Annotated in this window: 22 protein-coding genes and 1 riboswitch; of the genes, 19 read left to right on the top strand and 3 right to left on the bottom strand. The window is 56.2% G+C overall.

Going from position 1 to position 23,702, the window contains the following annotated elements; genetic code table 11:
- Positions 1-36 precede the first annotated feature (36 nt).
- The 16 genes from AC0LWT_RS28220 to AC0LWT_RS28145 all read left to right on the top strand — a co-directional run bounded on the left by AC0LWT_RS28220 (position 37) and on the right by AC0LWT_RS28145 (position 18,507).
- The gene (locus AC0LWT_RS28220) at positions 37-1,467 is read left to right on the top strand and encodes an NAD-dependent malic enzyme (RefSeq protein WP_474684618.1); all 1,431 of its coding nucleotides are present in this window, start codon (positions 37-39) and stop codon (positions 1,465-1,467) included.
- An 18-nt stretch (positions 1,468-1,485) separates the two neighbouring features.
- Entirely contained in the window at positions 1,486-2,793 is a 1,308-nt protein-coding gene (locus tag AC0LWT_RS28215; protein ID WP_474684617.1) for a dicarboxylate/amino acid:cation symporter, read from the top strand.
- A 269-nt stretch (positions 2,794-3,062) separates the two neighbouring features.
- On the top strand, positions 3,063-3,719 hold the full coding sequence (locus AC0LWT_RS28210) for a hypothetical protein (protein ID WP_474684616.1): 657 nt from the start codon (positions 3,063-3,065) through the stop codon (positions 3,717-3,719).
- Between the two features lie 460 nt (positions 3,720-4,179).
- A riboswitch (purine riboswitch) is annotated at positions 4,180-4,281 on the top strand.
- A 128-nt stretch (positions 4,282-4,409) separates the two neighbouring features.
- On the top strand, positions 4,410-4,895 hold the full coding sequence (purE, locus tag AC0LWT_RS28205; protein WP_474684615.1) for a 5-(carboxyamino)imidazole ribonucleotide mutase: 486 nt from the start codon (positions 4,410-4,412) through the stop codon (positions 4,893-4,895).
- Complete coding sequence (gene purK / locus AC0LWT_RS28200) at positions 4,892-6,061, top strand: 5-(carboxyamino)imidazole ribonucleotide synthase (RefSeq protein WP_474684614.1); 1,170 nt, start codon at positions 4,892-4,894, stop codon at positions 6,059-6,061. The genes purE and purK overlap by 4 nt, the downstream gene beginning before the upstream one ends.
- Positions 6,062-6,088: 27 nt before the next feature.
- Positions 6,089-7,384: an adenylosuccinate lyase gene (purB, locus tag AC0LWT_RS28195; RefSeq protein ID WP_474684613.1), complete on the top strand. Its 1,296-nt coding sequence runs from the start codon at positions 6,089-6,091 to the stop codon at positions 7,382-7,384.
- Positions 7,385-7,404: 20 nt separating this feature from the next.
- On the top strand, positions 7,405-8,295 hold the full coding sequence (locus AC0LWT_RS28190) for a phosphoribosylaminoimidazolesuccinocarboxamide synthase (protein WP_474684612.1): 891 nt from the start codon (positions 7,405-7,407) through the stop codon (positions 8,293-8,295).
- Positions 8,296-8,386: 91 nt separating this feature from the next.
- On the top strand, positions 8,387-8,626 hold the full coding sequence (purS, locus tag AC0LWT_RS28185) for a phosphoribosylformylglycinamidine synthase subunit PurS (protein WP_188177107.1): 240 nt from the start codon (positions 8,387-8,389) through the stop codon (positions 8,624-8,626).
- Between the two features lie 22 nt (positions 8,627-8,648).
- Positions 8,649-9,344 (top strand): phosphoribosylformylglycinamidine synthase subunit PurQ, encoded by a 696-nt coding sequence (purQ, locus tag AC0LWT_RS28180; protein WP_474684611.1) that lies wholly within the window; start codon positions 8,649-8,651, stop codon positions 9,342-9,344.
- Complete coding sequence (gene purL / locus AC0LWT_RS28175; RefSeq protein WP_474684610.1) at positions 9,322-11,565, top strand: phosphoribosylformylglycinamidine synthase subunit PurL; 2,244 nt, start codon at positions 9,322-9,324, stop codon at positions 11,563-11,565. Before purQ ends, purL begins: the two co-directional genes overlap by 23 nt.
- Positions 11,550-13,121, top strand: a complete 1,572-nt coding sequence (gene purF / locus AC0LWT_RS28170; RefSeq protein WP_474684609.1) for an amidophosphoribosyltransferase — start codon at positions 11,550-11,552, stop codon at positions 13,119-13,121. Before purL ends, purF begins: the two co-directional genes overlap by 16 nt.
- Before the next feature lie 116 nt (positions 13,122-13,237).
- Positions 13,238-14,278 (top strand): phosphoribosylformylglycinamidine cyclo-ligase, encoded by a 1,041-nt coding sequence (gene purM, locus AC0LWT_RS28165; protein WP_474684608.1) that lies wholly within the window; start codon positions 13,238-13,240, stop codon positions 14,276-14,278.
- On the top strand, positions 14,278-14,889 hold the full coding sequence (gene purN / locus AC0LWT_RS28160; protein ID WP_474684607.1) for a phosphoribosylglycinamide formyltransferase: 612 nt from the start codon (positions 14,278-14,280) through the stop codon (positions 14,887-14,889). Before purM ends, purN begins: the two co-directional genes overlap by 1 nt.
- Positions 14,890-14,983: 94 nt before the next feature.
- Complete coding sequence (gene purH, locus AC0LWT_RS28155; RefSeq protein WP_474684606.1) at positions 14,984-16,531, top strand: bifunctional phosphoribosylaminoimidazolecarboxamide formyltransferase/IMP cyclohydrolase; 1,548 nt, start codon at positions 14,984-14,986, stop codon at positions 16,529-16,531.
- Between the two features lie 80 nt (positions 16,532-16,611).
- Entirely contained in the window at positions 16,612-17,883 is a 1,272-nt protein-coding gene (gene purD / locus AC0LWT_RS28150; RefSeq protein WP_474684605.1) for a phosphoribosylamine--glycine ligase, read from the top strand.
- A gap of 123 nt (positions 17,884-18,006) precedes the next feature.
- The gene (locus AC0LWT_RS28145; RefSeq protein WP_474684604.1) at positions 18,007-18,507 is read left to right on the top strand and encodes a ferritin-like domain-containing protein; all 501 of its coding nucleotides are present in this window, start codon (positions 18,007-18,009) and stop codon (positions 18,505-18,507) included.
- On the opposite strand, the gene AC0LWT_RS28140 is transcribed toward AC0LWT_RS28145, so the two are convergent.
- Both AC0LWT_RS28140 and AC0LWT_RS28135 read right to left on the bottom strand, forming a co-directional pair.
- Positions 18,494-18,991: a CBO0543 family protein gene (locus tag AC0LWT_RS28140; protein ID WP_474684603.1), complete on the bottom strand. Its 498-nt coding sequence runs from the start codon at positions 18,989-18,991 to the stop codon at positions 18,494-18,496. The genes AC0LWT_RS28145 and AC0LWT_RS28140 overlap by 14 nt on opposite strands.
- A gap of 972 nt (positions 18,992-19,963) precedes the next feature.
- Entirely contained in the window at positions 19,964-20,092 is a 129-nt protein-coding gene (locus AC0LWT_RS28135) for a hypothetical protein (protein ID WP_474684602.1), read from the bottom strand.
- A 224-nt stretch (positions 20,093-20,316) separates the two neighbouring features.
- On the opposite strand from AC0LWT_RS28135, the gene AC0LWT_RS28130 reads away from it, so the two are divergent.
- From AC0LWT_RS28130 to AC0LWT_RS28120, 3 genes are all read left to right on the top strand, one after another.
- On the top strand, positions 20,317-21,102 hold the full coding sequence (locus tag AC0LWT_RS28130) for a DODA-type extradiol aromatic ring-opening family dioxygenase (RefSeq protein WP_474684601.1): 786 nt from the start codon (positions 20,317-20,319) through the stop codon (positions 21,100-21,102).
- Positions 21,099-22,067 carry a helix-turn-helix transcriptional regulator gene (locus tag AC0LWT_RS28125; protein ID WP_474684600.1) on the top strand — a complete coding sequence of 323 codons (969 nt, stop codon included), beginning with the start codon at positions 21,099-21,101 and terminating at the stop codon, positions 22,065-22,067. The genes AC0LWT_RS28130 and AC0LWT_RS28125 overlap by 4 nt, the downstream gene beginning before the upstream one ends.
- Positions 22,068-22,290: 223 nt before the next feature.
- Positions 22,291-22,827 carry a DinB family protein gene (locus tag AC0LWT_RS28120; RefSeq protein ID WP_474684599.1) on the top strand — a complete coding sequence of 179 codons (537 nt, stop codon included), beginning with the start codon at positions 22,291-22,293 and terminating at the stop codon, positions 22,825-22,827.
- Between the two features lie 303 nt (positions 22,828-23,130).
- On the opposite strand, the gene AC0LWT_RS28115 is transcribed toward AC0LWT_RS28120, so the two are convergent.
- Positions 23,131-23,559 carry a thiol-disulfide oxidoreductase DCC family protein gene (locus AC0LWT_RS28115; RefSeq protein ID WP_474684598.1) on the bottom strand — a complete coding sequence of 143 codons (429 nt, stop codon included), beginning with the start codon at positions 23,557-23,559 and terminating at the stop codon, positions 23,131-23,133.
- Positions 23,560-23,702 lie beyond the last annotated feature (143 nt).

The following is a 23,702-nucleotide window of genomic DNA, read 5'->3' as shown; positions in this document are numbered from 1 at the left end:
TTCGAGTTGTTCAAATATCGCTTTGAGGTGAATTTCATGTCAATTCCGTCAGGAGTAAATACAAGCATCATTTTGCGTCTTGAGCTTGATAAGAGCGCGGCATCGTTCGGCAGCATCGCTACAGCCATAAGCGATGCAGGCGGGGACATTATCGCCATCGACGTAGTCAGAACGGAGAGCAATATTACCATTCGCGACATCACGATCAACGTGTACGACAACAAGCATACCGAGCTTATCGCCGCGGCGATTCGCACACTGGCCGGAGTGAAGGTCGTGCACATATCCGATCAGACGTTTTTGCTGCATTTGGGCGGCAAGATCGAAACGAGCCCGAAATATCCGATCAAAAACCGGGACGATCTTTCCAGGGTGTATACGCCCGGCGTCGCCAAAGTTTGCATGGCGATTCACGAGAAGCCGTCGCTGGCCCATACGTTGACCATCAAGCGCAATACGGTCGCGGTCGTCTCGGATGGAACGGCGGTGCTCGGTCTCGGCAATATCGGACCGGAAGCGGCGATGCCGGTCATGGAGGGCAAGGCGATGCTGTTCAAGCAGCTGGCCGGAGTGGACGCTTTTCCCATTTGTCTGGATACACAGGATACGGATGAAATTGTAAGCATCGTGAAAGCGCTGTCCCCAACATTTGGCGGCATCAATCTGGAGGATATTTCGGCGCCCCGGTGCTTTGAGATCGAACAGCGGCTCATCGAGGAGCTGGATATTCCGGTATTTCACGACGACCAACATGGGACGGCAGTGGTGCTTTTGGCTGGACTGTTCAATGCCGTCAAAATCGTGAACAAGAAGCTGGAGGATTGCAAAGTCGTGCTGTGCGGCATCGGCGCGGCCGGGACGGCCTGCACCAAAATGCTGATGGCCGCGGGCGTGAAGAACATCATCGGCGTTGACCGGCCGGGAGCGATTACACAAGACGGCAACTATGACAATCCGTTCTGGAAATGGTACGCGGAACATACGAATCCGGAGCAAATTCGGGGATCGCTGTCCGAGGTTATCGCGGGAGCCGACATTTTCATCGGCGTATCCGGCCCGGGCGTGCTCAAAAAAGAGGACGTCGCCAAAATGGCGAAAGATCCGATCGTCTTTGCGATGGCCAACCCGGTTCCGGAAATTCTTCCCGAAGAGGCGGAGCCTTATGTGCGGGTGATGGCGACCGGGCGTTCGGATTACCCGAACCAGATCAACAATGTGCTGTGCTTTCCGGGCCTGTTCCGCGGACTGCTCGACTGCAGAGCTTCCCGGGTGACGGAAAACATGAAGCTCGCCGCAGCCAAAGCGATCGCTTCGGTTGTCCAGGAAGACGAATTGAACGAATACTATATCATTCCGAGCGTTTTCAACCATTCTGTTGCTGAGCAAGTTAGAGAAGCGGTCATTCAAGCGGCCTACGAGGATGGTGTTGCCAGAAGACGCCGGGAAAAAGTGCAAGCAAAATCTTGATCCAAGGAGGTACTTCCAATGAAACTTGGCAAAAATTTGACTGTGCAGGTGTTGGTCGCTATCGTTCTGGGGATTGCGGTTGGGCAAATTTTTCCGCAGCAGGCCGATAATTTGAAGATATTATCCGATATTTTCGTGAAAATGATCAAAATGGTGATCGCTCCGATCGTATTCTTTACGATTGTCATCGGCTTCTCGGGCATGGGCGATTTGAAAAAAATCGGCCGGATCGGCGGCAAAGCGATGCTTTATTTTGAAGTCATTACGACGTTTGCGATGGCGATCGGCATCGCGGTCATGTACGTTTTTCATCCCGGAGCGGGCATGAATACGAGCGCGGTGAAAGCCGGGGATGTGGCGAGCTATACGAAACAAGCGGCTGAGAGCAGCCACGGCTTCCTGGGCTTCATAACGGGTATCGTTCCCGATAACGTGATGGCGGCTTTTTCGAAAGGCGATATGCTGCCGGTTTTATTCTTTTCGGTCCTGTTCGGTTTGGCGATGGCCGGTCTTGGCGAGCGAGCGAAGCCGGTAACGGTCTTTTTGGAAAGAACGAATGAAATATTCTTCCGCATTGTGGCGATCATCATGAAATTTTCACCGGTCGCGGCTTTCGGGGCCATGTCCTACACGATCGGCAAATTCGGCGTACACTCTTTGTTCTCGCTCGGCAAAATGATGGGTTCCGTGTACGTCACGATGGCGATTTTCATTTTTGTCGTACTGGGCACGATCTGCAAAATTTACGGCTTCAGCATTCTCAAGCTGCTCGCCTTTATTAAGGAAGAACTGCTGCTCGTTCTGGGCACTTCCTCCTCGGAATCCGCGCTGCCGCGGGTGATGGAGAAGCTGGAGCGGTTCGGCGCATCGAAGCCGGTCGTCGGCCTCGTCGTTCCTACGGGCTACTCATTCAATCTGGACGGCACATCCATCTACTTGTCCATGGCGGGGCTGTTCATCGCCCAGGCGTACGGCGTGCATCTGGACTGGATCCAAGTGCTGACCTTCCTCGGAGTGCTGATGCTGACTTCCAAAGGCGCCGCAGGCGTGACAGGCTCGGGCTTCGTTACTTTGGCGGCGACGCTCGCGGCGATTCCGAACAACGTCATTCCGGTCGAAGGCATGGCGCTGCTGATCGGGGTTGACCGGTTCATGTCGGAAGCGCGGGCAATTACGAACATCATCGGCAACAGCGTAGCGACAATCGTGATCGCGAAAAGCGAGAACCAGTTCGATCCGAACGGGCAGCCGCAGGAAGCGGCCGAGCCGGCAGCGACGCCGGAACCGGTCGTCGACACGTTCGAAATGCCGGGGAAACCGGCGTAAATGCCGGGAGAAACCCGAGTAAATGCGGGGGAAACCCGTGTAAATGTCGGGGAAACCCGAGTAAATGCCGGGGAAACCCGTGTAAATGTCGGGGAAACCCGTACAATTCCCCGAAAGGGCTTTCCGAAGTCATGCGAGATGACTGGGGAGGGCCCTTTTTGGCGCGGAGCCGGCCCGGGGGTGGGGCATGGCACGAGGGTGCGGGGGGACGGCAAGGCATGGAGCAGGGGTGCCATGGCAAGGTATGGCAGGGCATGGCATGACAAAGCATGGAGCTAGGCCAACGGCACCACGGCAAGACAAGGCACGGCATGCGGCAGAAACCCGCCCGGCAGGAAACCCGCTTGCCAGAGCCGGTCGCATCATCTGCCTGGTTGCGTGAAAAAAACCTGCAAAAGTACAGTTTTTGCTCGATGGATACGCCGGCCACGACAAATTCCTGCAATTGTGCAGGCTTTTTGCCGCGAACACGGGCTCAGGTTCATTTTCATCGAAAATTCCTGCACAATTGCAGGCTTTTCGCCAAAATGCCCCCTTTTTACAGAAAAAACCTGCGCTTTTGCAGGTTTTCACGCTGCAAGCTACTTTACAGGAATGCCATGGCACGGGATGGCAGGGCAGGCACCACGGCAAGACAAGGCAGGGCATGCGGCCGAAGCCAGCCCGGCGGAAACCCGCCCGGCCGAAACCCGCCCGCCAGAGCCGGTCGCACCATCTGCCTGGTTGCCCGAAGAAAACCTGCAAAAGTGCAGTTTTTGCTCGATGGATACGCCGGCCACGACAAATTCCTGCAATTGTGCAGGCTTTTTGCCGCGAACATGGGCTCAGGTTCATTTTCATCGAAAATTCCTGCACAATTGCAGGCTTTTCGTCAAAATGAACCCTTTTTACAGAAAAAACCTGCGCATTTGCAGGTTTTCACGTGACAAGCTACTTTACAGGCTACTGCTCCACTCCGGCCCACTTTTTCTCACGTTTCCAAGAGTCTGGCCTACAAGTTTATTTACACGATAGAGGAATCGCCCCCTGTCTGATCGGTGTGCATACAAGATTGTATCGGGGGATATGCGGCATGGTATAATGCAGTAGAACATGGGGGAGTGATCGCCTTCGGGCTGCGCGAATTATTTGCCAAAATATGTTGATGAGTTCGAGCGGTCGCTAGTCGGGTGATCGTTTTGTTTTTTTTGTTGGTAATAATCCCAGTTTTCCCCCTTTTTCTTAATGGAACTGACGAATGATTTCATTCCGCCTTCATTTTTTTATACATCGCCGCCAAAACGCGAACTTTTTAAAAGCAAGTGCGGGAAAATGTTCGTTTTTTGAAATTGACATGACACGTTAGTTGGTAGTAAACTAGGTAAGCGGGAAACAAGTTCCCCACTAATTGAAGATGTCGAATCGACTCGTATAATGTCGGGGATAAGGCCTGAAAGTTTCTACCCAAAAACCGTGAATTTTTGGACTACGAGGATGCGAATGCCGGGAACCATAGATAGATGATGGTCTTTTTGCATTCGGTTCTTTTGCTGTCCAGCGTGTAGAATCGTGCATTCTAGCCCTGGGCATTTTTTAGTTTGCTGACAGCCTCTATTATTGAAGAAAGTAGGTTTATCATGACTGTACGTGTTGGTGTCATTATGGGAAGCCAGTCGGATTGGGAAACGATGAAGCACGCATGCGACATGTTGGAGGAGCTCGGAGTGCCTTATGAGAAAAAGGTCGTTTCCGCGCACCGGACGCCGGATCTTATGTTCGAATATGCGGCGTCGGCGGCAGGCCGCGGCATTCAAGTGATTATAGCCGGAGCGGGCGGGGCGGCTCATCTGCCAGGGATGGTAGCAGCCAAAACCGAGCTTCCGGTTATTGGCGTTCCGGTGAAAACGTCCACGCTGAACGGTCTGGACTCGCTGCTGTCCATCGTGCAAATGCCGGGGGGCATCCCCGTTGCTACGGTGGCGATCGGTCATGCCGGCGCGACGAATGCCGGATTGCTCGCCGCGCAAATACTGGGCGCATTCGATCCGCAGCTGCAGGCGAAAATCAAAGCCCGCCGCGAGCGCATCGCGCAGACCGTAATCGAAAGCAGTGACCTGTCATGACACGAGCAGACGGTAAAGTCATTAAACCGGGAGGCGCCATCGGCATTTTGGGCGGCGGCCAGCTCGGCCGCATGCTCGCTCTGGCCGGACGGAACATGGGCTATCGCTTTATTACGCTCGATCCGACGGAGGACGCGCCTTGCGGCCAAGTCGCCGACGAGCAAATTTTGGCCGGTTATGACGATGTGGAGGCGGCGAGAAGGCTGGCCGCGCGGTCGGACGTCATCACGTACGAATTCGAGAACGTCGACGCGCACGTTACTGACATTTTGATGCAAGAAGCTTACGTCCCGCAGGGGAGCAAGCTTTTATATACGACGCAGCACAGGCTGCGCGAAAAAAGAGCGATCGAAGCGGCCGGCGTGCCGGTAGCGCCCTATGCGGAGATTACAAGCGCCGGGCAGCTTCGGGAAGCTGTGGAGCGCTTCGGTACGCCGTGCGTGCTCAAAACGGCGACCGGCGGCTACGACGGCAAAGGCCAGTGGGTGATTCGCTCTCTGGATGAGGTCGGGGAAGCCTACGAAACGCTGAGCCGGGCGAAGACGGAGCTTGTGCTCGAACAATTCATTCATTTTGACAAGGAATTGTCCGTTATTGCAGCGAGAAGCCCCCTCGGGGAAGTGAAAGCTTTTCCTGCGGCGGAAAATATACATGTGGACAATATTCTTCATTTGTCCATCGTGCCGGCGAGAATCGCCGCAGAAGTGCAGCGCGAAGCGGAAAAGCTGGCGATGCGCATCGCCGATTCGCTCGGCGTCGTCGGGCTGCTCGCGGTAGAGCTGTTCCTGACCAAGGACGGTCAGCTCTATGTGAACGAGCTTGCGCCGCGCCCGCACAATTCCGGGCATTATACAATGGAGGCGTGCCGCACGTCGCAGTTCGAGCAGCATGTCCGCGCGATTTGCAATCTGCCGCTCGGTTCGACGGAGCTGATGACGCCTGTCATCATGGTCAACGTGCTCGGCGAGCATGTGGAGCCGCTGCTAAGGCGGATTGACGAGCCCGGGTTTCTGGAGGACGGCGAGCTTGGCGTCAGCGCCAAAGTTCATCTGTACGGCAAGCATGAGGCGAAAGAGAAACGCAAGATGGGACACATCAATGTGCTGGCGAACGACATCCAAAACGCGCTGTCTTGGATAGAACGCATTGGCATTTGGGGAAAGTAAGTAAATGAGACAAACGGAGGAACGGCAATGATCGATCGTTACAGTCGCCCGGAAATGGCGCGCATTTGGACAGAGGAAAACAAATTCAAAGCATGGCTGGAAGTGGAAATTCTCTCCTGCGAAGCATGGTCGGAGCTGGGAGTGATTCCGAAGGAAGATGTCAAGGTGCTGCGCGAAAACGCGAGCTTCAACATCGACCGCATCTACGAAATCGAGCAGGAAACCCGCCACGACGTGATCGCCTTCACGAGAGCGGTGTCCGAAACGCTTGGACCTGAGCGCAAATGGGTGCACTACGGCCTGACTTCCACCGACGTTGTGGATACGGCGCTGGGTTACTTGCTGCGGCAGGCTAACGAGATTTTGGACAAGGATATCCAGAATTTCATCGGGATTTTGCGGGAAAAAGCGATCCAGTACAAGCATACGGCGATGATGGGCAGAACGCATGGCGTGCATGCGGAGCCGACGACTTTCGGCTTGAAAATGGCGCTCTGGCATGAGGAAATGAAGCGCAACCTGGAGCGTTTCCGCTTTGCTGCGGACGGCGTCCAGTACGGTAAAATCTCCGGCGCGGTCGGCACTTACGCCAATATCGATCCGTTCGTCGAGCAGTACGTGTGCGGCAAGCTGGGCACGAAAGCCGCTCCGATCTCGACGCAAACGCTGCAGCGCGACCGCCACGCCGAATATATGGCGACGCTGGCTCTTGTCGCGACGTCGCTCGATAAATTCGCCACGGAAATCCGCGCTTTGCAAAAGAGCGAGTTCCGCGAGGTGGAAGAGCCTTTTGCCAAAGGTCAAAAGGGCTCCTCGGCGATGCCGCACAAGCGCAATCCGATCGGCTGCGAGAGCATTTCCGGGCTGTCCCGCGTGATCCGCGGACATATGGTTTCCGCTTACGAGAACGTGACGCTGTGGCATGAGCGCGACATTTCGCACTCTTCCGTAGAGCGGATCATTCTGCCGGATGCGACGACTTTGCTCAACTACATGCTGAACCGTCTGGGCAACATCATCAAAAATTTGACCGTGTTCCCTGAAAATATGAAGCGCAACATGCGCAGCACGTACGATGTGCCGTTCTCCGGCCGCGTGATGACGAAGCTGATCGACAAAGGCTTTAGCCGCGAGCAGGCTTACGATACGGTGCAGCCGCGGGCGATGCAGGCTTGGGAAGAGCAGCGCTCGTTCCGCGAAATCGTGGAGAACGCACAGGTTATTACGGAAGCGCTGAGCGCCGAAGAAATCGCCGATTGCTTTGATCCTAGCTGGCATTTGAAGCATGTCGATACGATTTTTGACCGGCTCGGTTTGAAATAAGAAGAAGGGACGTGTTGTTCTTGGCAAGCACAATTTTGGATTCGGCCGCCGGTCTCGTCCTAGCGCCTTTGGTGCACAAAGGCAAAGTTCGCGAGCTGTACGATTTGGGCGAACATTTCCTCATCGTGGTGACGGACCGGATCTCGGCGTTCGATTACATTTTGAAGCCGGGCGTGCCGGACAAAGGCTACGTGCTGAACTCGCTCAGCAAATATTGGTTCGGCATTACAAGCGGGTACATGAACAACCATATCGTGCACACGGACGTGGAGCAATTGCGCGATGTGATTCCCGATGCCGCGGCAAGAGAGCTGCTTAAGGAACGGATCATCGTGGCGAAAAAAGCGGAGCGCATTTCCGTAGAATGCGTCGTTCGCGGATACATTACAGGCAACGGCTGGAGACAGTACGAGAAAACGGGCGAAATCAACGGCCGGAAGCTGCCCGAGGGCTTGCGCAAAAATCAGCGTCTTGAGCATCCGATTTTCACGCCTGCGGCGAAAAACGACGTCGGTCACGACGAGGATATTTCGGTACAGCAAATGTGTGAGTTGATCGGCGAGGATCTGACCTACGAGCTTCAGGAGAAAAGCATTATGCTGTACACGCTGGCGCATGCGATATGCGAGCGCAAGGGCATTATTTTGGCGGATACGAAGTTCGAATTCGGTTTTTATGCGGGTGAACTGATTATTATTGATGAAATTTTCACGCCGGATTCGTCGCGCTACTGGGCGGAGGACAATTATGCCCTCGATATCGAGATCGATTCGATGGACAAAGAGCCGGTGCGCACGTATTTGGCGGGCTCGGGCTGGGACAAAAACAGCGAGCCGGACGAGCTTCCGGCCGAAGTTGTGGAAGAGACGTCCCGCAGGTACAAAGAAATTCTTCGCCGTTTGGCGGATTAACGCATACGCAGCAGACCCGATTATTATCATGCTGAGGGTGGCCGGTCAGGGCTAACAGAGGGCAGTCAATTCGAGGAGGAGAGAATAGGAAATGAAAGCAACCGTATATGTAACGATCAAACAGAACGTATTGGATGTTCAAGGAACGGCGGTTCAGGGAGCGCTGCATTCGATGGGTTTTGAAGAGGTGGGCAAAGTCCGCATCGGTAAATATTTGGAGCTGGAGCTGAACACGACGGACAAGGCCGAGGCTGAAGCGCGTGTGAAAGCGATGTGCGAGAAGCTGCTTGCGAACACGGTTATCGAGGACTACCGCTACGAGCTGGCGTAAAACGATGAAGGAGGAGAACGTCATGAAATTTGCGGTTCTTGTGTTTCCGGGATCGAACTGTGACATCGACTGCTACAAGGCAGTTGAAGATACGATCGGGCAGCCGGTCGATTATGTATGGCATACGGCGGACGATCTTTCGGGGTATGACTGCATCCTCGTGCCGGGCGGTTTCTCCTACGGGGACTACCTGCGCTGCGGCGCGATCGCGCAATTTACGAACGTGATGAAAGCCGTGGTGAAAGCTGCGGAAGAAGGCAAATACATTCTGGGCATTTGCAACGGGTTCCAGATTTTGACTGAATCAGGCTTGCTGCCGGGAGCGCTGCTGCGCAACAACGGCATGAAGTTCCGCTGCCATCAGGCACTGCTGAAGGTGGAAAACAATGCGACTCCGTTCACGCGGGATTATGCCGAAGGCGAACTGATCGATATTCCGATCGCGCACGGCGAAGGCAATTACTACTGTGACGAGGCGACGCTGAAAGAGCTGCAGGAGAACAAGCAGATCGTATTCCGTTACGAAGCGGGCAACAACCCGAACGGATCGATTGACGATATCGCCGGTATTTGCAACAAAGCCGGCAACGTAGTAGGTATGATGCCCCATCCGGAGCGAGCCATTCATGAGCTGCTCGGATCGGCGGACGGCAAGAGAATGTTCACATCGATTCTAAGCACCTGGAGGGAGAAACATGGCGCAGCAGCTATCCGCTAAGGAACCAACGGCCGAGCAAATCGCGGAGCAGAAAATATACAAGCAAATGGGCGTAACCGACGAGGAATACGCACTGATCTGCGGCTTTCTCGGACGCAATCCGAACTATGTCGAGATCGGCGTATTCAGCGTCATGTGGTCGGAGCACTGTTCTTACAAAAACTCCAAGCCCGTGCTTCGCAAATTCCCGGTAACGGGACCGCGCGTCCTGATGGGACCCGGGGAAGGCGCAGGCATTGTAGATATCGGCGACAACCAGGCGGTCGTATTTAAAATCGAAAGCCACAACCACCCATCGGCGATCGAGCCTTATCAAGGCGCGGCGACGGGTGTGGGCGGGATTATCCGCGACATTTTCTCGATGGGCGCACGTCCGGTAGCGCTGATGAATTCATTGCGGTTCGGCAAATTGCAGAACGACCGCGTGAAATATTTGTTCGAGCACGTCGTCTCGGGGATCGCCGGATACGGCAACTGCATCGGCATTCCGACGGTCGGCGGCGAGGTTATGTTCGACGAGAGCTATGAGGGGAACCCGCTCGTCAATGCGATGTGCGTCGGTCTGATCGACCACGATAAAATTCAGCGCGGCGTCGCCAAAGGCGTCGGCAACCCGGTATTTTACGTCGGTCCGGCGACGGGCCGCGACGGCATTCACGGCGCGACGTTCGCGTCCGAGGAGCTGACGGCGGAGTCGGAAGCGAAGCGCCCGGCGGTACAGGTGGGCGATCCGTTCATGGAAAAGCTCGTGCTGGAAGCATGCCTGGAGCTGATCGATTCCGGCATCGTGCTCGGCATTCAGGACATGGGCGCGGCGGGGCTGACATGCTCCAGCGCCGAGATGGCCAGCAAAGCGGGCAACGGCATGGAGCTTTATCTGGACGAAGTGCCGCAGCGCGAAGAGGGCATGACGGCCTACGAAATGATGCTGTCCGAGTCGCAGGAGCGCATGCTGTTCGTCGTTGAGCCGCAGCATGAGGCTCAGGCGAAAGGCATTTTCGAGCGCTGGGGCTTGCACTGCGCGAAAGTCGGCAAGGTGACCGATGACGGTCGCCTGCGTCTGATCCACCACGGCGAGGTCGTGGGGGATATGCCTGTAGGGGCGCTCGTCGACGAGTGCCCGGTGTACAGTAAGCCGAGCAAGGTGCCGGCTTACTACGAGGCGAACGCATCCATCGACACGACCCGTTACCCGGAGGTAACGGAGCTCACGGATGCGCTGAAAGCTGTGCTCGCGTCTCCGACGGTCGCGAGCAAGGAATGGGTGTACAACCAGTATGACTACATGGTTCGTACGGATACGGCGGTGCGCCCGGGTTCGGACGCAGCGGTCGTGACGATTCGCGGCACCCGCAAGGGGCTGGCGATGACGACCGACTGCAACGGGCGCTACGTGTACCTCGATCCGGAAGTAGGCGGACGGATCGCCGTGAGCGAAGCGGCGCGCAACGTCGTCTGCTCCGGCGCGGAGCCGCTGGCGATTACGGACAACCTGAACTTCGGCAGTCCGGATAAGCCCGAGATTTTCTGGCAGCTGGAGAAAGCGACCGACGGCATGGCGGAAGCGTGCCGCGAGCTGAACGCTCCGGTCATCGGCGGCAACGTGTCGCTGTACAACGAGAACGCGAAGGGTGCGATTTACCCGACTCCGGTTATCGGAATGGTCGGTCTTGTGCATGACATCGACCACATTACGACGCAAAGCTTCAAGCAAAAAGGCGACATCATCATCCTGCTCGGCGAGACGAAAGCGGAACTCGGCGGCAGCGAATTCCAATATGTCATTCACGGCGTAACCGAAGGCCGCCCTCCGGAGCTTGATCTGGCTGTGGAAAAACGCCTGCAGGAAACCGTATTGAAAGCAATCCAGGAAGGTTTCGTCGCTTCTGCGCACGACTTGTCCGAAGGCGGTCTTGCCGCAGCGCTCGCCGAGAGCTGCATCAGCGGCCGCATCGGCGCGAACGTGACGTTCAAGACCGAGCTTCGTCCGGACTTCGCGCTGTTCAGCGAAAGCCAGTCGCGCATTGTGCTGACGGCATCCCCGGACAAGGCCGATGCCTTGAAACACTGGATCGCTTCGCAAGGCGTGCCTTATCAGGAAATCGGAACAGTAACGGGAACAGAACTGAGCATAGCCGTCAACGACGGCCAGCAAATCCAGTCTCCGGTTAGCGAGCTGGAAAAGGTCTGGAAGGATGCGATCCCATGTCTAATGCAGTGAGTTTCGAAGCCCGAAACCCCGAGCTTTCTGTGGCGGAGACTCAAACCGGGGCCCTGAAGCTTCCTGCTGCCCCTATCGTCCAATTGGGCGAGCGGCAGCACGAGCTTTGGACAGGTGCGTATTTCAACGAAGGTACAGGCGGCCATGGCGGACTGTTGGACAAACTGAATGAAGAGTGCGGTGTGTTCGGGGTGTACGGTCACCCTGACGCCGCTTCGCTGTGCTATTACGGGCTTCACGCCCTGCAGCACCGCGGGCAGGAAAGCGCGGGAATCTGCACGGTCGACAAGGAGCAGTTTAACTATTACCGGGGCATGGGACTGGCAAAAGAAGTATTTACGGGCGAGACGCTTTCCCCTCTGACCGGCTCGACGGCGATTGCGCATGTGCGCTACTCGACCGCAGGCGAGAGCAAGCTGGCGAATGCGCAGCCGCTCGTGTTCAAGTACCGCGAGGGTGATTTGGCAATTGCCACGAACGGCAATTTGGACAACGCCAACATCATCAAGCGGGAGCTGGAGCGTCAAGGCTCGATTTTTCAAACGACGAGCGATACGGAAGTCATGGCGCATCTAATTGCCCGCTCGAAGCACGATAACATCGTGGACGCGGTCAAAGACGCCTTGGCGCAAGTCATCGGCGGCTTCGCGTTCCTGATCGTGACCAAGGACAAGCTGATTGCCGCGCTCGATCCGCACGGCCTGCGTCCGTTCATGATCGGCCGGCTCGGCGACGCGTACTTGTTCGCGTCGGAGACGTGCGCGTTCGACGCCGTCGGCGCGACGTATTTCCGCGACGTGCAGCCCGGCGAGCTGATCGTGCTCGACCGCGACGGCTTCCACGAGGAGCGCTTCGCGGAAGGCGGCAAGCGCGCGATCTGCGCGATGGAGTACATTTACTTCGCGCGGCCGGACAGCGACATCGATACGGTCAACATCCACTCCGCGCGCAAGCGGATGGGCAAAAGACTGGCGATGGAATCGTTCGTCGACGCCGATGTCGTGACCGGCGTGCCGGATTCGAGCATTTCCGCGGCGATCGGTTTTGCCGAGCAGACGGGCATTCCTTACGAGCTCGGACTGATCAAAAACCGCTACACCGGCCGGACGTTCATCCAGCCGAGCCAGGAGCTGCGCGAGCAGGGCGTCAAAATGAAGCTGAGCGCCGTCCGCAAAGTCGTGGAAGGCAAGCGCGTCGTCATGATCGACGACTCGATCGTGCGCGGCACGACTTCCTTGCGGATCGTCAACCTGCTGCGCGAGGCGGGCGCGACGGAAGTGCATGTACGGATCAGTTCGCCGCCTTTTATGAACCCTTGCTATTACGGCATTGATACGCCATCGCGCAAGGAGCTGATCGCGGCCATGAATTCCATTGAGGAGATTCGCAAAGCGATCAATGCGGATTCGCTGCATTTCCTCACGCAAGAGGGGCTGCTCGATTCGATCGGCCAAGGCTCGGCGGGTAAAGAAAGCGGCTATTGCATGGCGTGCTTCAACAACAATTATCCGACGGAAATCGTCGATACGACCAAAGTGGGCTGTGCTTGCGACTAATTGTCCGACTTGGCGGCTTAAAGTTTCGGCGGGACGGCTGGGCAGCGGGCGGCGGAAGAGCTGTTCGGACGAGCGTCCGGCCTCCCGATTTTATAAATCAAAGGAGTGGAAACGAAGTGTCGGATGCTTATAAAAAAGCTGGAGTCGATATCGCGGCGGGAAACGAAGCCGTAGAACGGATGAAAAAGCATGTCAAACGGACGTTCCGGCCTGAAGTGATGACCGACCTCGGCGGCTTCGGCGGGCTGTTCAGCCTGAACAAGGACAAATACGAAGAGCCTGTGCTCGTATCCGGTACGGACGGAGTGGGCACGAAGCTGAAAATCGCTTTTGCGATGGATAAGCATGATACGATCGGGATCGACGCCGTGGCTATGTGTGTGAACGATATCGTCGTTCAAGGCGCCGAGCCCTTATTTTTCCTCGATTATCTCGCTTGCGACAAAGTCGTGCCGGAGAAAATCGAAGCGATTGTCAAAGGGATCGCCGACGGCTGCGCGCAGTCCGGCTGTTCGCTGATCGGCGGAGAAACGGCGGAAATGCCCGGCATGTATGCCTCGGGGGAGTATGACATTGCCGGCTTTACCGTAGGAATCGTCGACAAGAAAAAAATCATCGACGGCTCCACCATCCGTCCCGGAGACGTAGTTTTGGGCCTGGCTTCAAGCGGCGTGCACAGCAACGGGTTTTCTCTTGTGCGCAAGCTTTTGCTGGAAGACAAAGGGTACTCGCTCCAAGATCATGTGGAAGAGCTTGGCGATAAGCTCGGCAGCGTGCTTCTTGAGCCTACCAAGCTGTATGTGAAGCCGGTGCTGGCGATGCTGGAGCAAGTGGGCATCAAGGGCATGGCGCACATTACAGGGGGCGGCTTCATCGAAAATATTCCGCGCGTTCTGCCGGAAGGCGTGAATGTACAGATCGAATACGGCTCCTGGCCGATTCTGCCGATTTTCCAGCTTATGCAGCGCGAGGGCGGAATCAGCAACAACGACATGTTCCGCACGTTCAACATGGGCATCGGCATGGTCGTTATCGTGAGCGCGGACGATGCGGAGAAAGCCGTTCAAGCCGCCGAATCGCAGGGCGAGAAGGCTTACCGTCTCGGCGTCGTAACCGAAGGAAGCCGCGTCGTGACGTTCCAAGGAGCTGAAGTGTAATGCAGCCATACCGTATTGCGGTATTCGCTTCCGGAAGCGGTTCGAACTTTGCGGCAATCGTAGATCAGGTGCAAAAGGGGAAGCTTGATGTCAGCATCGAGCTTCTTGTCTGTGACCGCCCGCAGGCGTTTGTCGTAGAGCGCGCCAAGGAAGCGAAGGTGCCTGTGCTTGCATTCCGTCCCAAAGAATACGACAGCCGCGAGGCGTACGAGACTATGATTTTGCAGGAGCTTCAGGAGCGGCAGGTGGATTTGATCGTGCTTGCGGGCTACATGCGCATCCTGACGAATGTGCTGGTCATTCCTTATTACGGCCGGATGATCAACATTCATCCTTCGCTGCTGCCGTCGTTCCCGGGCGTGAACGCGATTCAGCAGGCTATCGATTACGGGGTGAAGCAGACGGGCGTGACCGTGCATTTTGTGGACGGAGGGCTGGATTCCGGTCCGATCATCGCCCAGCGCAGCGTGGAAATTCATGAGCACGAGACGGCGGAGTCTTTGACGGAGCGGATTCATGCAGCCGAGCATGTGCTGCTGCCGCAGGTGATCCGCTGGCTTCGCGAGGGCCGGGTGGCCATCGACGGGCGCAAAGTGACGGTGCGGAAGTAGCGGACTGCCTGGCGGTTGTGGCGGCGGTAGCGGCGGGGAGCCGAACGGAGAGAAACGGAATTTTTCAAATCAACAAATACTGGGAGGAAGCAAAGTGGCTATCAAAAGAGCACTGATCAGCGTGTCGGACAAAACCGGAATCGTGGAATTTGCCGGCGAGCTGGCGAAGCTGGGCGTTGAAATTATTTCCACAGGCGGTACGCAAAGCTTGTTGAAGGACAAAGGGGTGCCGGTTATCGGCATTTCGGAAGTTACAGGGTTCCCGGAAATTATGGACGGCCGCGTGAAAACGCTGCATCCGGCCGTACACAGCGGCCTGCTCGCCGTTCGCGACAACGAAGAGCATCGGGAGAGCATGAAGCAGCTCGGACTGGATTACATCGATTTGGTTGTCGTGAATCTGTATCCTTTTGCGCAGACGATTGCGAAGCCTGACGTGACTTACGAGGATGCGATCGAAAATATCGATATCGGCGGACCTACGATGCTCCGCTCGGCAGCCAAAAACCATGCGTTCGTAACGGTTGTCGTGGACGCGGCCGATTACGCGGGTGTGCTGGAGGAAGTGCGCGCCGGCGGCGATACGACGCTGGATACCCGCAAACGTCTGGCGGCAAAGGTGTTCCGCCACACCGGCTCTTACGATGCCCTTATCTCCGATTACTTGTCCAAACAGGTAGGAGAGCCTTATCCGGAGCGTTACACCGTTACTTATGAAAAAGTGCAGGAGCTCCGTTACGGAGAAAACCCTCACCAGAAGGCGGCTTTTTACCGTAAGCCCAATGCGGCTGCGGGCAATATTACGACGGCGGAGCAATTGCACGGCAAAGAGCTGTCGTACAACAATATCAACGACGCCAACAGCGCCCTGCTGATCGTCAAAGAGTTCAGCGAGCCTGCGGTGGTGGCCGTCAAGCATATGAACCCTTGCGGCGTAGGGATCGGAGCGAACGTGCTCGAAGCTTACCAAAAAGCGTACGCAGCGGACCCGACGTCGATCTTCGGCGGCATCGTAGCGGCGAACCGCACGATTGACGAAGCGACTGCCCTGCTGCTGCACGAAATTTTCCTGGAAATCGTCATTGCTCCGGATTTTGCGCCGGAAGCGCTGGACATTCTTTCCAAAAAGAAAAACATCCGCCTGCTGAAAGTAAGCGGTTTGGATAAAGCAGGCGCGCGTGTGCCTGAGCCTGTCATTACAACGGTAGAAGGCGGCATGCTGGTGCAGGATATCGATGCTTACCAGTTGACCGAGGCCGATCTGACCGTCGTTACGGACCGCAAGCCGACCGAAGCCGAGCTGAAGCAGCTCTTGTTCGGCTGGAAAGTCGTCAAGCACGTGAAGTCCAACGCGATCGTGCTTGCCGCGGACGACATGACCGTCGGCGTCGGCGCCGGGCAGATGAACCGCGTAGGCTCGGCGAAAATCGCCATCGAGCAGGCGGGTGACAAAGCCAAGGGCGCCGTCATGGCGTCGGACGCGTTTTTCCCGAAAGGCGACACGCTGGAATTGGCGGCCAAAGCGGGCATTACCGCCGTCATTCATCCCGGCGGCTCGATCAATGACGCGGAATCGATCCGCGTTGCCAATGAGAACGGAATCGCCATGGTAACGACCGGCGTGCGTCATTTTAAACACTAATTCCCGCAGGAATGCTTGCGGTTTGGCCCACCGGGGGCAGACCGCGAGCATTCGCGGTTTTTTCGAGAGGGGTACGAACGATGCGTATTTTGGTTATCGGCCGGGGCGGCCGCGAACACGCGATTGTCTGGGCTTTGAGCAAAAGCCCGAAAGTGAGTAAACTGTTCTGCGCGCCGGGCAACGGCGGGATTGCCGCATTGGCCGAATGCGTGCCGATTACGGAGCTGCAGTTCGAGGAGATCAGCGCATTCGCCAAGGCGCAGCAAATCGACCTCGTGATGGTCGCGCCTGACGATCCGCTTGCGGCGGGGCTCGTCGACCATCTGGAAGAGAAAGGCATCGCGGCATTCGGGCCGCGGGCCAACGCTGCGATTATCGAAGGCAGCAAGGTGTTCACGAAGGACTTGCTTAAGAAGTACAATATCCCGACCGCGGCTTACGAATCGTTCGACGCTTTCGAACCTGCGCTCGCCTACCTGCGCACGCAATCGGCGCCTATCGTGATCAAGGCCGACGGCCTGGCGGCAGGCAAAGGCGTGACGGTAGCCCGCACGATGGAGGAGGCGGAAGCTGCGCTTCGCGACATCATGGTCGATCAAGTGTTCGGCGCATCCGGCGCCAGCGTGGTGATCGAGGAGTTTTTGACCGGCCAGGAGATGTCGCTGCTTGCTTTCGTAGACGGCTCGGTCGTTCGCCCGATGGTGCCTTCGCAGGACCATAAGCCGGTGTTCGATAACGACCAGGGCCCGAATACAGGGGGCATGGGCACGTATTCGCCGCTGCCGCACATTCCGCAGGAGATCGTGCAGGAGGCTATCGACAACATCGTGCAGCCGACGGCGGATGCGATGGTGAAGGAAGGCAGGCCGTTCAAAGGCGTGCTGTACGCGGGCTTGATCCTTACGCCGCAGGGCGTGAAGACGATCGAGTTCAACGCGCGCTTCGGCGATCCGGAGACGCAGGTCATTTTGCCGCGGCTGAAAACGGATTTGCTCGATATTTTCCTGGCGATCAACAACGGAACGTTGGCCGAGCAGCCGATCGAGTGGAGCGATGAAGCGGCCGTATGCGTGATCGTGGCATCGGAAGGATACCCTGCCGCGTATCCGAAAGGGCTGCCGATCAGCGGCCTCGATCAAGTGCAGGACTCTATCGTTTTCCACGCGGGCACGGCTTTGAAAGACGGACAAGTCGTCACGAACGGCGGACGCGTGCTGGGCATTACGGGCCTCGGCAAAGATATCGCGGAAGCCCGCCAAAAAGCATACGCAGACGCGGACCGCATCCATTTCGACGGCAAGCATTACCGGACGGACATCGCCATGAAGGCGCTGAACGCACTGAAATCATAAGTATAGCGTCAAACAGTCTTTTGCCCATTGCGGCAAAGGGCTGTTTTTTTTCATGCCGAGGAACCAATTTGGATTAGGCGAATATTCTGTTGTAAAAATGTTCGTTCAAAGGAGTTATTCGGGATGTATTATGCATACAGAGCGCCGGCTTATACACCTTATCAAGGTTATCTGGAATATTTTACACGCAACGAAGAAATGGTTCTTAAGCTGATTCGCGAAGCCGTTGCGGGAGAACGAAACGACGAGCTTTTTTATGATACGCTCATCCGCATGGCTCCGACGCAGCAAGAAAAAGCGGTTATAGCCGGCATCCGGGACGATGAAAGAAAGCATAGACGGATGTTCAGAAGCATCTATATGCAGCTCACGGGGACGGTTCCTCCGGGGGGAGAAGAAACGGAGCCGGCCGAACACGTGACCAATTATGTTGAAGGGCTTGAAAAGGCGCTGCTTGGGGAATTGAAAGCTTTTGAAAAGTATCGCACGATTTACTTGAACATTCGCTCGGAATTTCGCGATGCGATATTTGAAATTATGACCGATGAGATCAAGCATGCCGGCTATTATAACTGGCTGTATGCCAAAAACAAATCACGAGCCGGGACGATCAAGGGGGACTGATTTTGAAATACCACATCAGGATGACGATGATCATAACGGACAGCAAATACGTCAGCAGCGGTCTTGTATGGTGCAAGCGCAGCATGGGGAACATCACGATGTCGAACAGGACGGAATACCAGTAGTTCCAGCCATGCTCATACCAAATTTCGCCAAGAATTTGCAAGATCGATTCGGCGGCCGCATAGATTGCGATCCATTTGGCGATGTAGATGACTTGTTGGATCGGCCCGGCGGGATAGTTCGACAAGTAAATGAGAGCGCTTAGCGGCATCGTGACGGCTGCGTACACGGTCACGGTCCACAACTCACTTAACTGGAAATCGGGGTGAAAAGCCCAGAGCGTACAGTTCGTGGTTAAATATTCATACAGCAGTCCGCCCGCCAAAATATACAGCATTGTCGAATGGTACTGCTTCCACTGCTTGTAGTCGCCGTAGCGCCAGGCGCCCAAAACAGTGAGCAGGGCTATTGCAAAATGCATGCTCAAGTTCCCACCTAAATTGAAAGTTAGCAAAAAAAGAGGCCGATTTTGAAGGCGCCTCTTCGAAGGAGCTTGGCGATCCGGGCAGGTGGCGGACTGGCAGTTTGGCAGCTTGGCAACTGGTTGCCTGGCAGCACGCAACCATGCAAAATTCTTTCGCACCGCGCGCAGCTCCCAGCGCGCGGTGTTTCGCTGCATGACGGCGGTCGGTCGACCACATGCAGGCTGTTGGCCGATTTGCCAGCAAAGCCTGCAAAAAAGTGCAGGAATTCCGCTTATGATGGGACTGTGCCCCAATCTTAAGCGGTCAAACCTGCCTGCCTAAAACCCCCCACGACAGGGCGGTAGCACAATCTGCCTGGTCGCGCGCGAAAAAAACTGCAAAAGTACATCTTTTGCTCGACGGATACGCTGTCCACGACAAATTCCTGCAATAGTGCAGGCTTTTCGCCGCGAACATGGGCTCAGATTCATTTTCACCGAAAATTCCTGCACAATCGCAGGCTTTTCGCGAAAATGAACCATCTTTACGGAAAAAACCTGCACTTTTGCAGGTTTTCACCTTGCCAAACCGCCTTGCTCCCACCGCTTCAGCTTCGTAACCTATGCAGTAGAGGGATCGATTGGGGAAGAGCGGCTGTGCCTCCGTTGGTTCCTCTAACCCATCACTTGAGCAATAATCCGATGTTTACAGAAAAGTTACAATCACCACTCCGGCTGTCGCCTACGGTACACTTAGCAAGTTTTTTACGCGTTATAGCGATGCGCCCCCCAATGTACGTTTTCTCACCAGCCTGACATCTGCGGGTATTTTTCTTGCCAGGCGCTCATCCGGGTTTAAAAAGATGTACATGTGCAGGTTTTCTGTGTGCGATGTGTTGACCACCGTCGCGCGACGCCGCACCGCACGTCAGGAGATGCGCGCGGTTGCCAGTGATGCTTTAGCGGACAAGCTTTGCGGCAGCGCGAAATTCATTTGTCGCTGCCGCCGGTCAGCAGTTTGTCTTTGTTTTTATACACGAAATATATCGCCAAGCACACCCCTGCGATCAAGGCAATCGATATCCAGTGACGTGCGATCCAGCTCCAAAACGTATCCATCCGCTGCCTCCCCGAAACCTAATCCGAACCCGAACCTGAATCCTGGCCTGAGCCCGAATCCAAATCCAAACCCGAACACCAGTCAGAATTAACTTATGCATAGTGTGAGCAGAACGAAGCGTTTTCATGCATCTTCGTCCGCTACCTCATCGGCCTAATGAAATCGCGAATAAAGTAAGTTATGATAGAGGAAAATCAGGATTGAGGCATAAGGGGGTTGGGCGATGCTGCCTTCTTTTTTTATAGCGCACGGGGAGCCGGGCTTGGCTAACGAGCAAGACGCGTATACCGATTTTTTGCAAAAGCTGGCTGGAAGCCTGCCGCGGCCCGAGGCGATTGTCGTGTTCAGCGCGCATTGGGAAAGCGGCGTGCAGCGGATCGGTGCGGCGGTCCGGCCGGAGACGATGCATGATTTTACCGGATTTCCGCAGGAGCTGTATCAAATCCGTTATCCCGCCGCGGGGAGTCTACCGCTCAGCCTGGAAATACAGAGCATGTTCGAGAACGAAGGCATCGCTTGCGGGCTGGACGACCGGAGGGGTCTGGATCACGGGGTCTGGTCGCCGCTCCGCATCATGTACCCGGATGCGTCGATTCCGGTCGTGGCGCTGTCGGTGAACCCGAATCTCGCGCCGGAGGAGCATTACCGGATCGGACGGGCCATATCGGGGCTCAGGGAGCGGCAGGTGCTGATCCTGGGAAGCGGTGGCACGGTGCACAATTTGCGCAGGCTGGATCGAAAAAACAATTCCCCGCAGCGATGGGCGCTGGAGTTCGACGAATGGCTGGCCGAACAGTTGGAGACGTGGAATCTGGAAGCGCTGTTCGACTATGCGCAGCGAGCTCCTTGGGCCCGCGAGGCGGTGCCGGCGGAGGAGCATCTGGCGCCTCTGCTGCTGGCGTTAGGCGCGGCGGAACCTGCACGCAGGGCGAAGCTGCTGCACCAAAGCTTGCAGATGGGCACGCTGAGCCTGAACTGCTGGATGTTTGGCGCGGAGGAACGGCGATGAACCGGACCGATCGGATGCTGGCCATCGTCCTTGAGCTGCAGAGGCGCGGAACAGTGCGCGCCGAAGATTTGGCGGAGCTATTTGAAACGAGCGTAAGAACGATTTATCGCGATATGCAGGCTCTCAGCGAAGCCGGGGTGCCTGTCGTCGGGGCGACCGGACAAGGCTATTCGCTGATGGAGGGCTATTTTCTGCCTCCGCTTACTTTCAGCAGCGATGAAGCGGCGGTTATGCTGCTGGGCAGCGATTTGGTGATGAACCATCTGGACATGCAGTACCGCCGGCACGCCGAGTCGTCGAAGGCCAAGATGGAGGAGGTGCTGCCTGCCCGCGTCCGCGAAGAAGTGGAGCTGCTGCGCTCCCGGATGCGCTTCCTCCCGATAAGGCCGCTGCACAAAGATGCGGCCCTAAGCGAAATCATGCATGGGCTGCGGCAAGCGATTGCCGGCTGCCGCTGCGTCAGCTTCCGCTATTACAAAAAAGCGCCCGGAGCTGCGGAACGGGTCGGAAGCGACCGCGAGGCCGATCCGTACGGGCTCGTCTTCAATGCGACCGCATGGGTGCTTGTCGCTTACTGTCATCTCCGGCAGGAGATACGCCATTTTCGGCTCGACCGGATGCGGGACTTGAAAGTTTTGGACGAGGCGTTTGCGCTGCCGGCCGATTTCAATCTGCGGGAATATACGATGGCGGATGACCGCAATCTGAGTGTGAAGGTGCTGTTCCCGTCAACGCTGTTCGAAAGGCTGAAAGAGAGCCGCTGCTTCTACTCCGAGCACATGGAACAGACGGCGGAGGGGATTTTGGTTACGCTGCGGGCCAGACAGGAGGAGGACGTGCTGGAGTGGATTCTTGGCTGGGGCCACCTCGCCCGGGTGCTGGAGCCGGCGTCTTTGGCGTACCGGGTACGGGATGAGGCTCTCAAAATGGTTGCGGTCTATGAGGAAGTGGCGGAAGGGCCATAGCGGGAAGCCGCGTAAGTCCTGGATGCCCGCGTCTGCGAGGCTCTCAGGCGGGAATATGCCCCGTGAGTCTGGCGGGGCGTGGTTTATCGGACAGATTCCAATGTGGTTGACCTCCGTCATGCGACGCCGCACTGCGTGCCGGGCCTTTTTCGTTACTGACATAACGGTGTCAGTAACGATCTGCTATATTAGAAGAAACTTGATTCTAAAGGAGCAGATACTTATGATGAACACTCAACAAATTGTGGCAAGCTTGGAGCAAATGATCGGCGATTACATCCGGGATCTGGACGGGTACCGCGAGGAGGATTTTTTGGCTAACCCCAGTGAAACGAACTGGTCGCTCGGTCAAATGTATGTGCATCTGCTGGGGGCCGCCTTTTACATGCAGCTAAGAAATGTCGAGCTTTGCAAAAGCGAGGACGCGCAAACCTCCGAGGGGAAAACCGATGTCGGCCAAATGATATTCGAGCAGGGAAGCATGCCGAACGTCGATATTAAGGTGCCGCCGTCAGCGCAATATACGCCCGCCAATCCGCAAAGTAAAGCGGAAGTCCGCGAGCAGCTGCTGCGGCTGGTCGATGAGCTGAAGCGGGTCGAACTGACGCTGCAAGCCGTTCCGCAGGACCGCAAAGTAGCGCATCCGCGCTTCGGGTATTTGAACGCGGCGGAATGGTTCGCGCTAATCGAAATGCATTTCCGCCATCATCTGCGGCAAAAAGCCAAAATAGAAAAAAACCTGGGGCTGCAAGCCTCCTAGGAGGCGCTCGCAACTGTCAGACAGAGCTGCACCCAGTCGATCCGAACCGGAGCGGCCACCCGAATGACAAGGGTACCGTTTCCGGTTTTTTTACCACATAAGAATGTTTAAGTTCTTTACAGCGCTAAAGCGTGAAGAACAGCATTCTTATTGGCGAATAATCCTACCTCTAAACGCGGCCCTCACATCTTCGAAAGACCTCGATCGGGGTTTATCTCAGTAGATAAGAAAGTATATGTTTTATACTTTTGCTTCGCATCTACCTTGATAAACGCGCTCGTCCTAGAAGGACGACGGGGTCGTTTATCCTTGTTCCAAAAAGCGGTGCTTGTATTCCGGCTTGGGCAGCATGCACTGCTCGCTTTGGCCGAACCAGCGGTACCGGTTGCGCGCAATCCAGTTATAGACGGCGTTCCGCACTGCCGGAGGCACGGCAATCGCCGCATAGGCAAGCGGCCACGCTCCGCGGAGCCCGCGGGCGATGCGCAGCGCGGCTGCAGATTGCGTGTAGGCGCGGTCTTTTTCAATCAGCACGATCGAGCTGATCCGAACCGCCGGCAGCCCATGCTCCTGCAAAAGCCGCTGACCGGCGGGAGATTGCAGGGACGCAAAACGGAACTTGCCCCTCGGATCGTTGCGCAGGATGAACTGTACGGCTCCGCTGCACAGGTTGCAAACCCCGTCAAACAAAATAACGGACGCCGGGCCGGTATCGCCTGTTCGGGTAACCATGATGGAAGCCTCCTTGAACGCGAATGGTAAATAAGCTGTAACAAAACTATAGCATATCCGGCTTTCGCGCGGAACGAAAAGCTTGGTAGGAACGCCGTGCAGACGGGCATTGTCCCCTCTGAATCTCCAATCGCGAAAAAGGG

The organism is Paenibacillus sp. sgz302164 (assembly GCF_056120505.1).
This window is presented reverse-complemented; position numbering and strand designations above follow the sequence as displayed.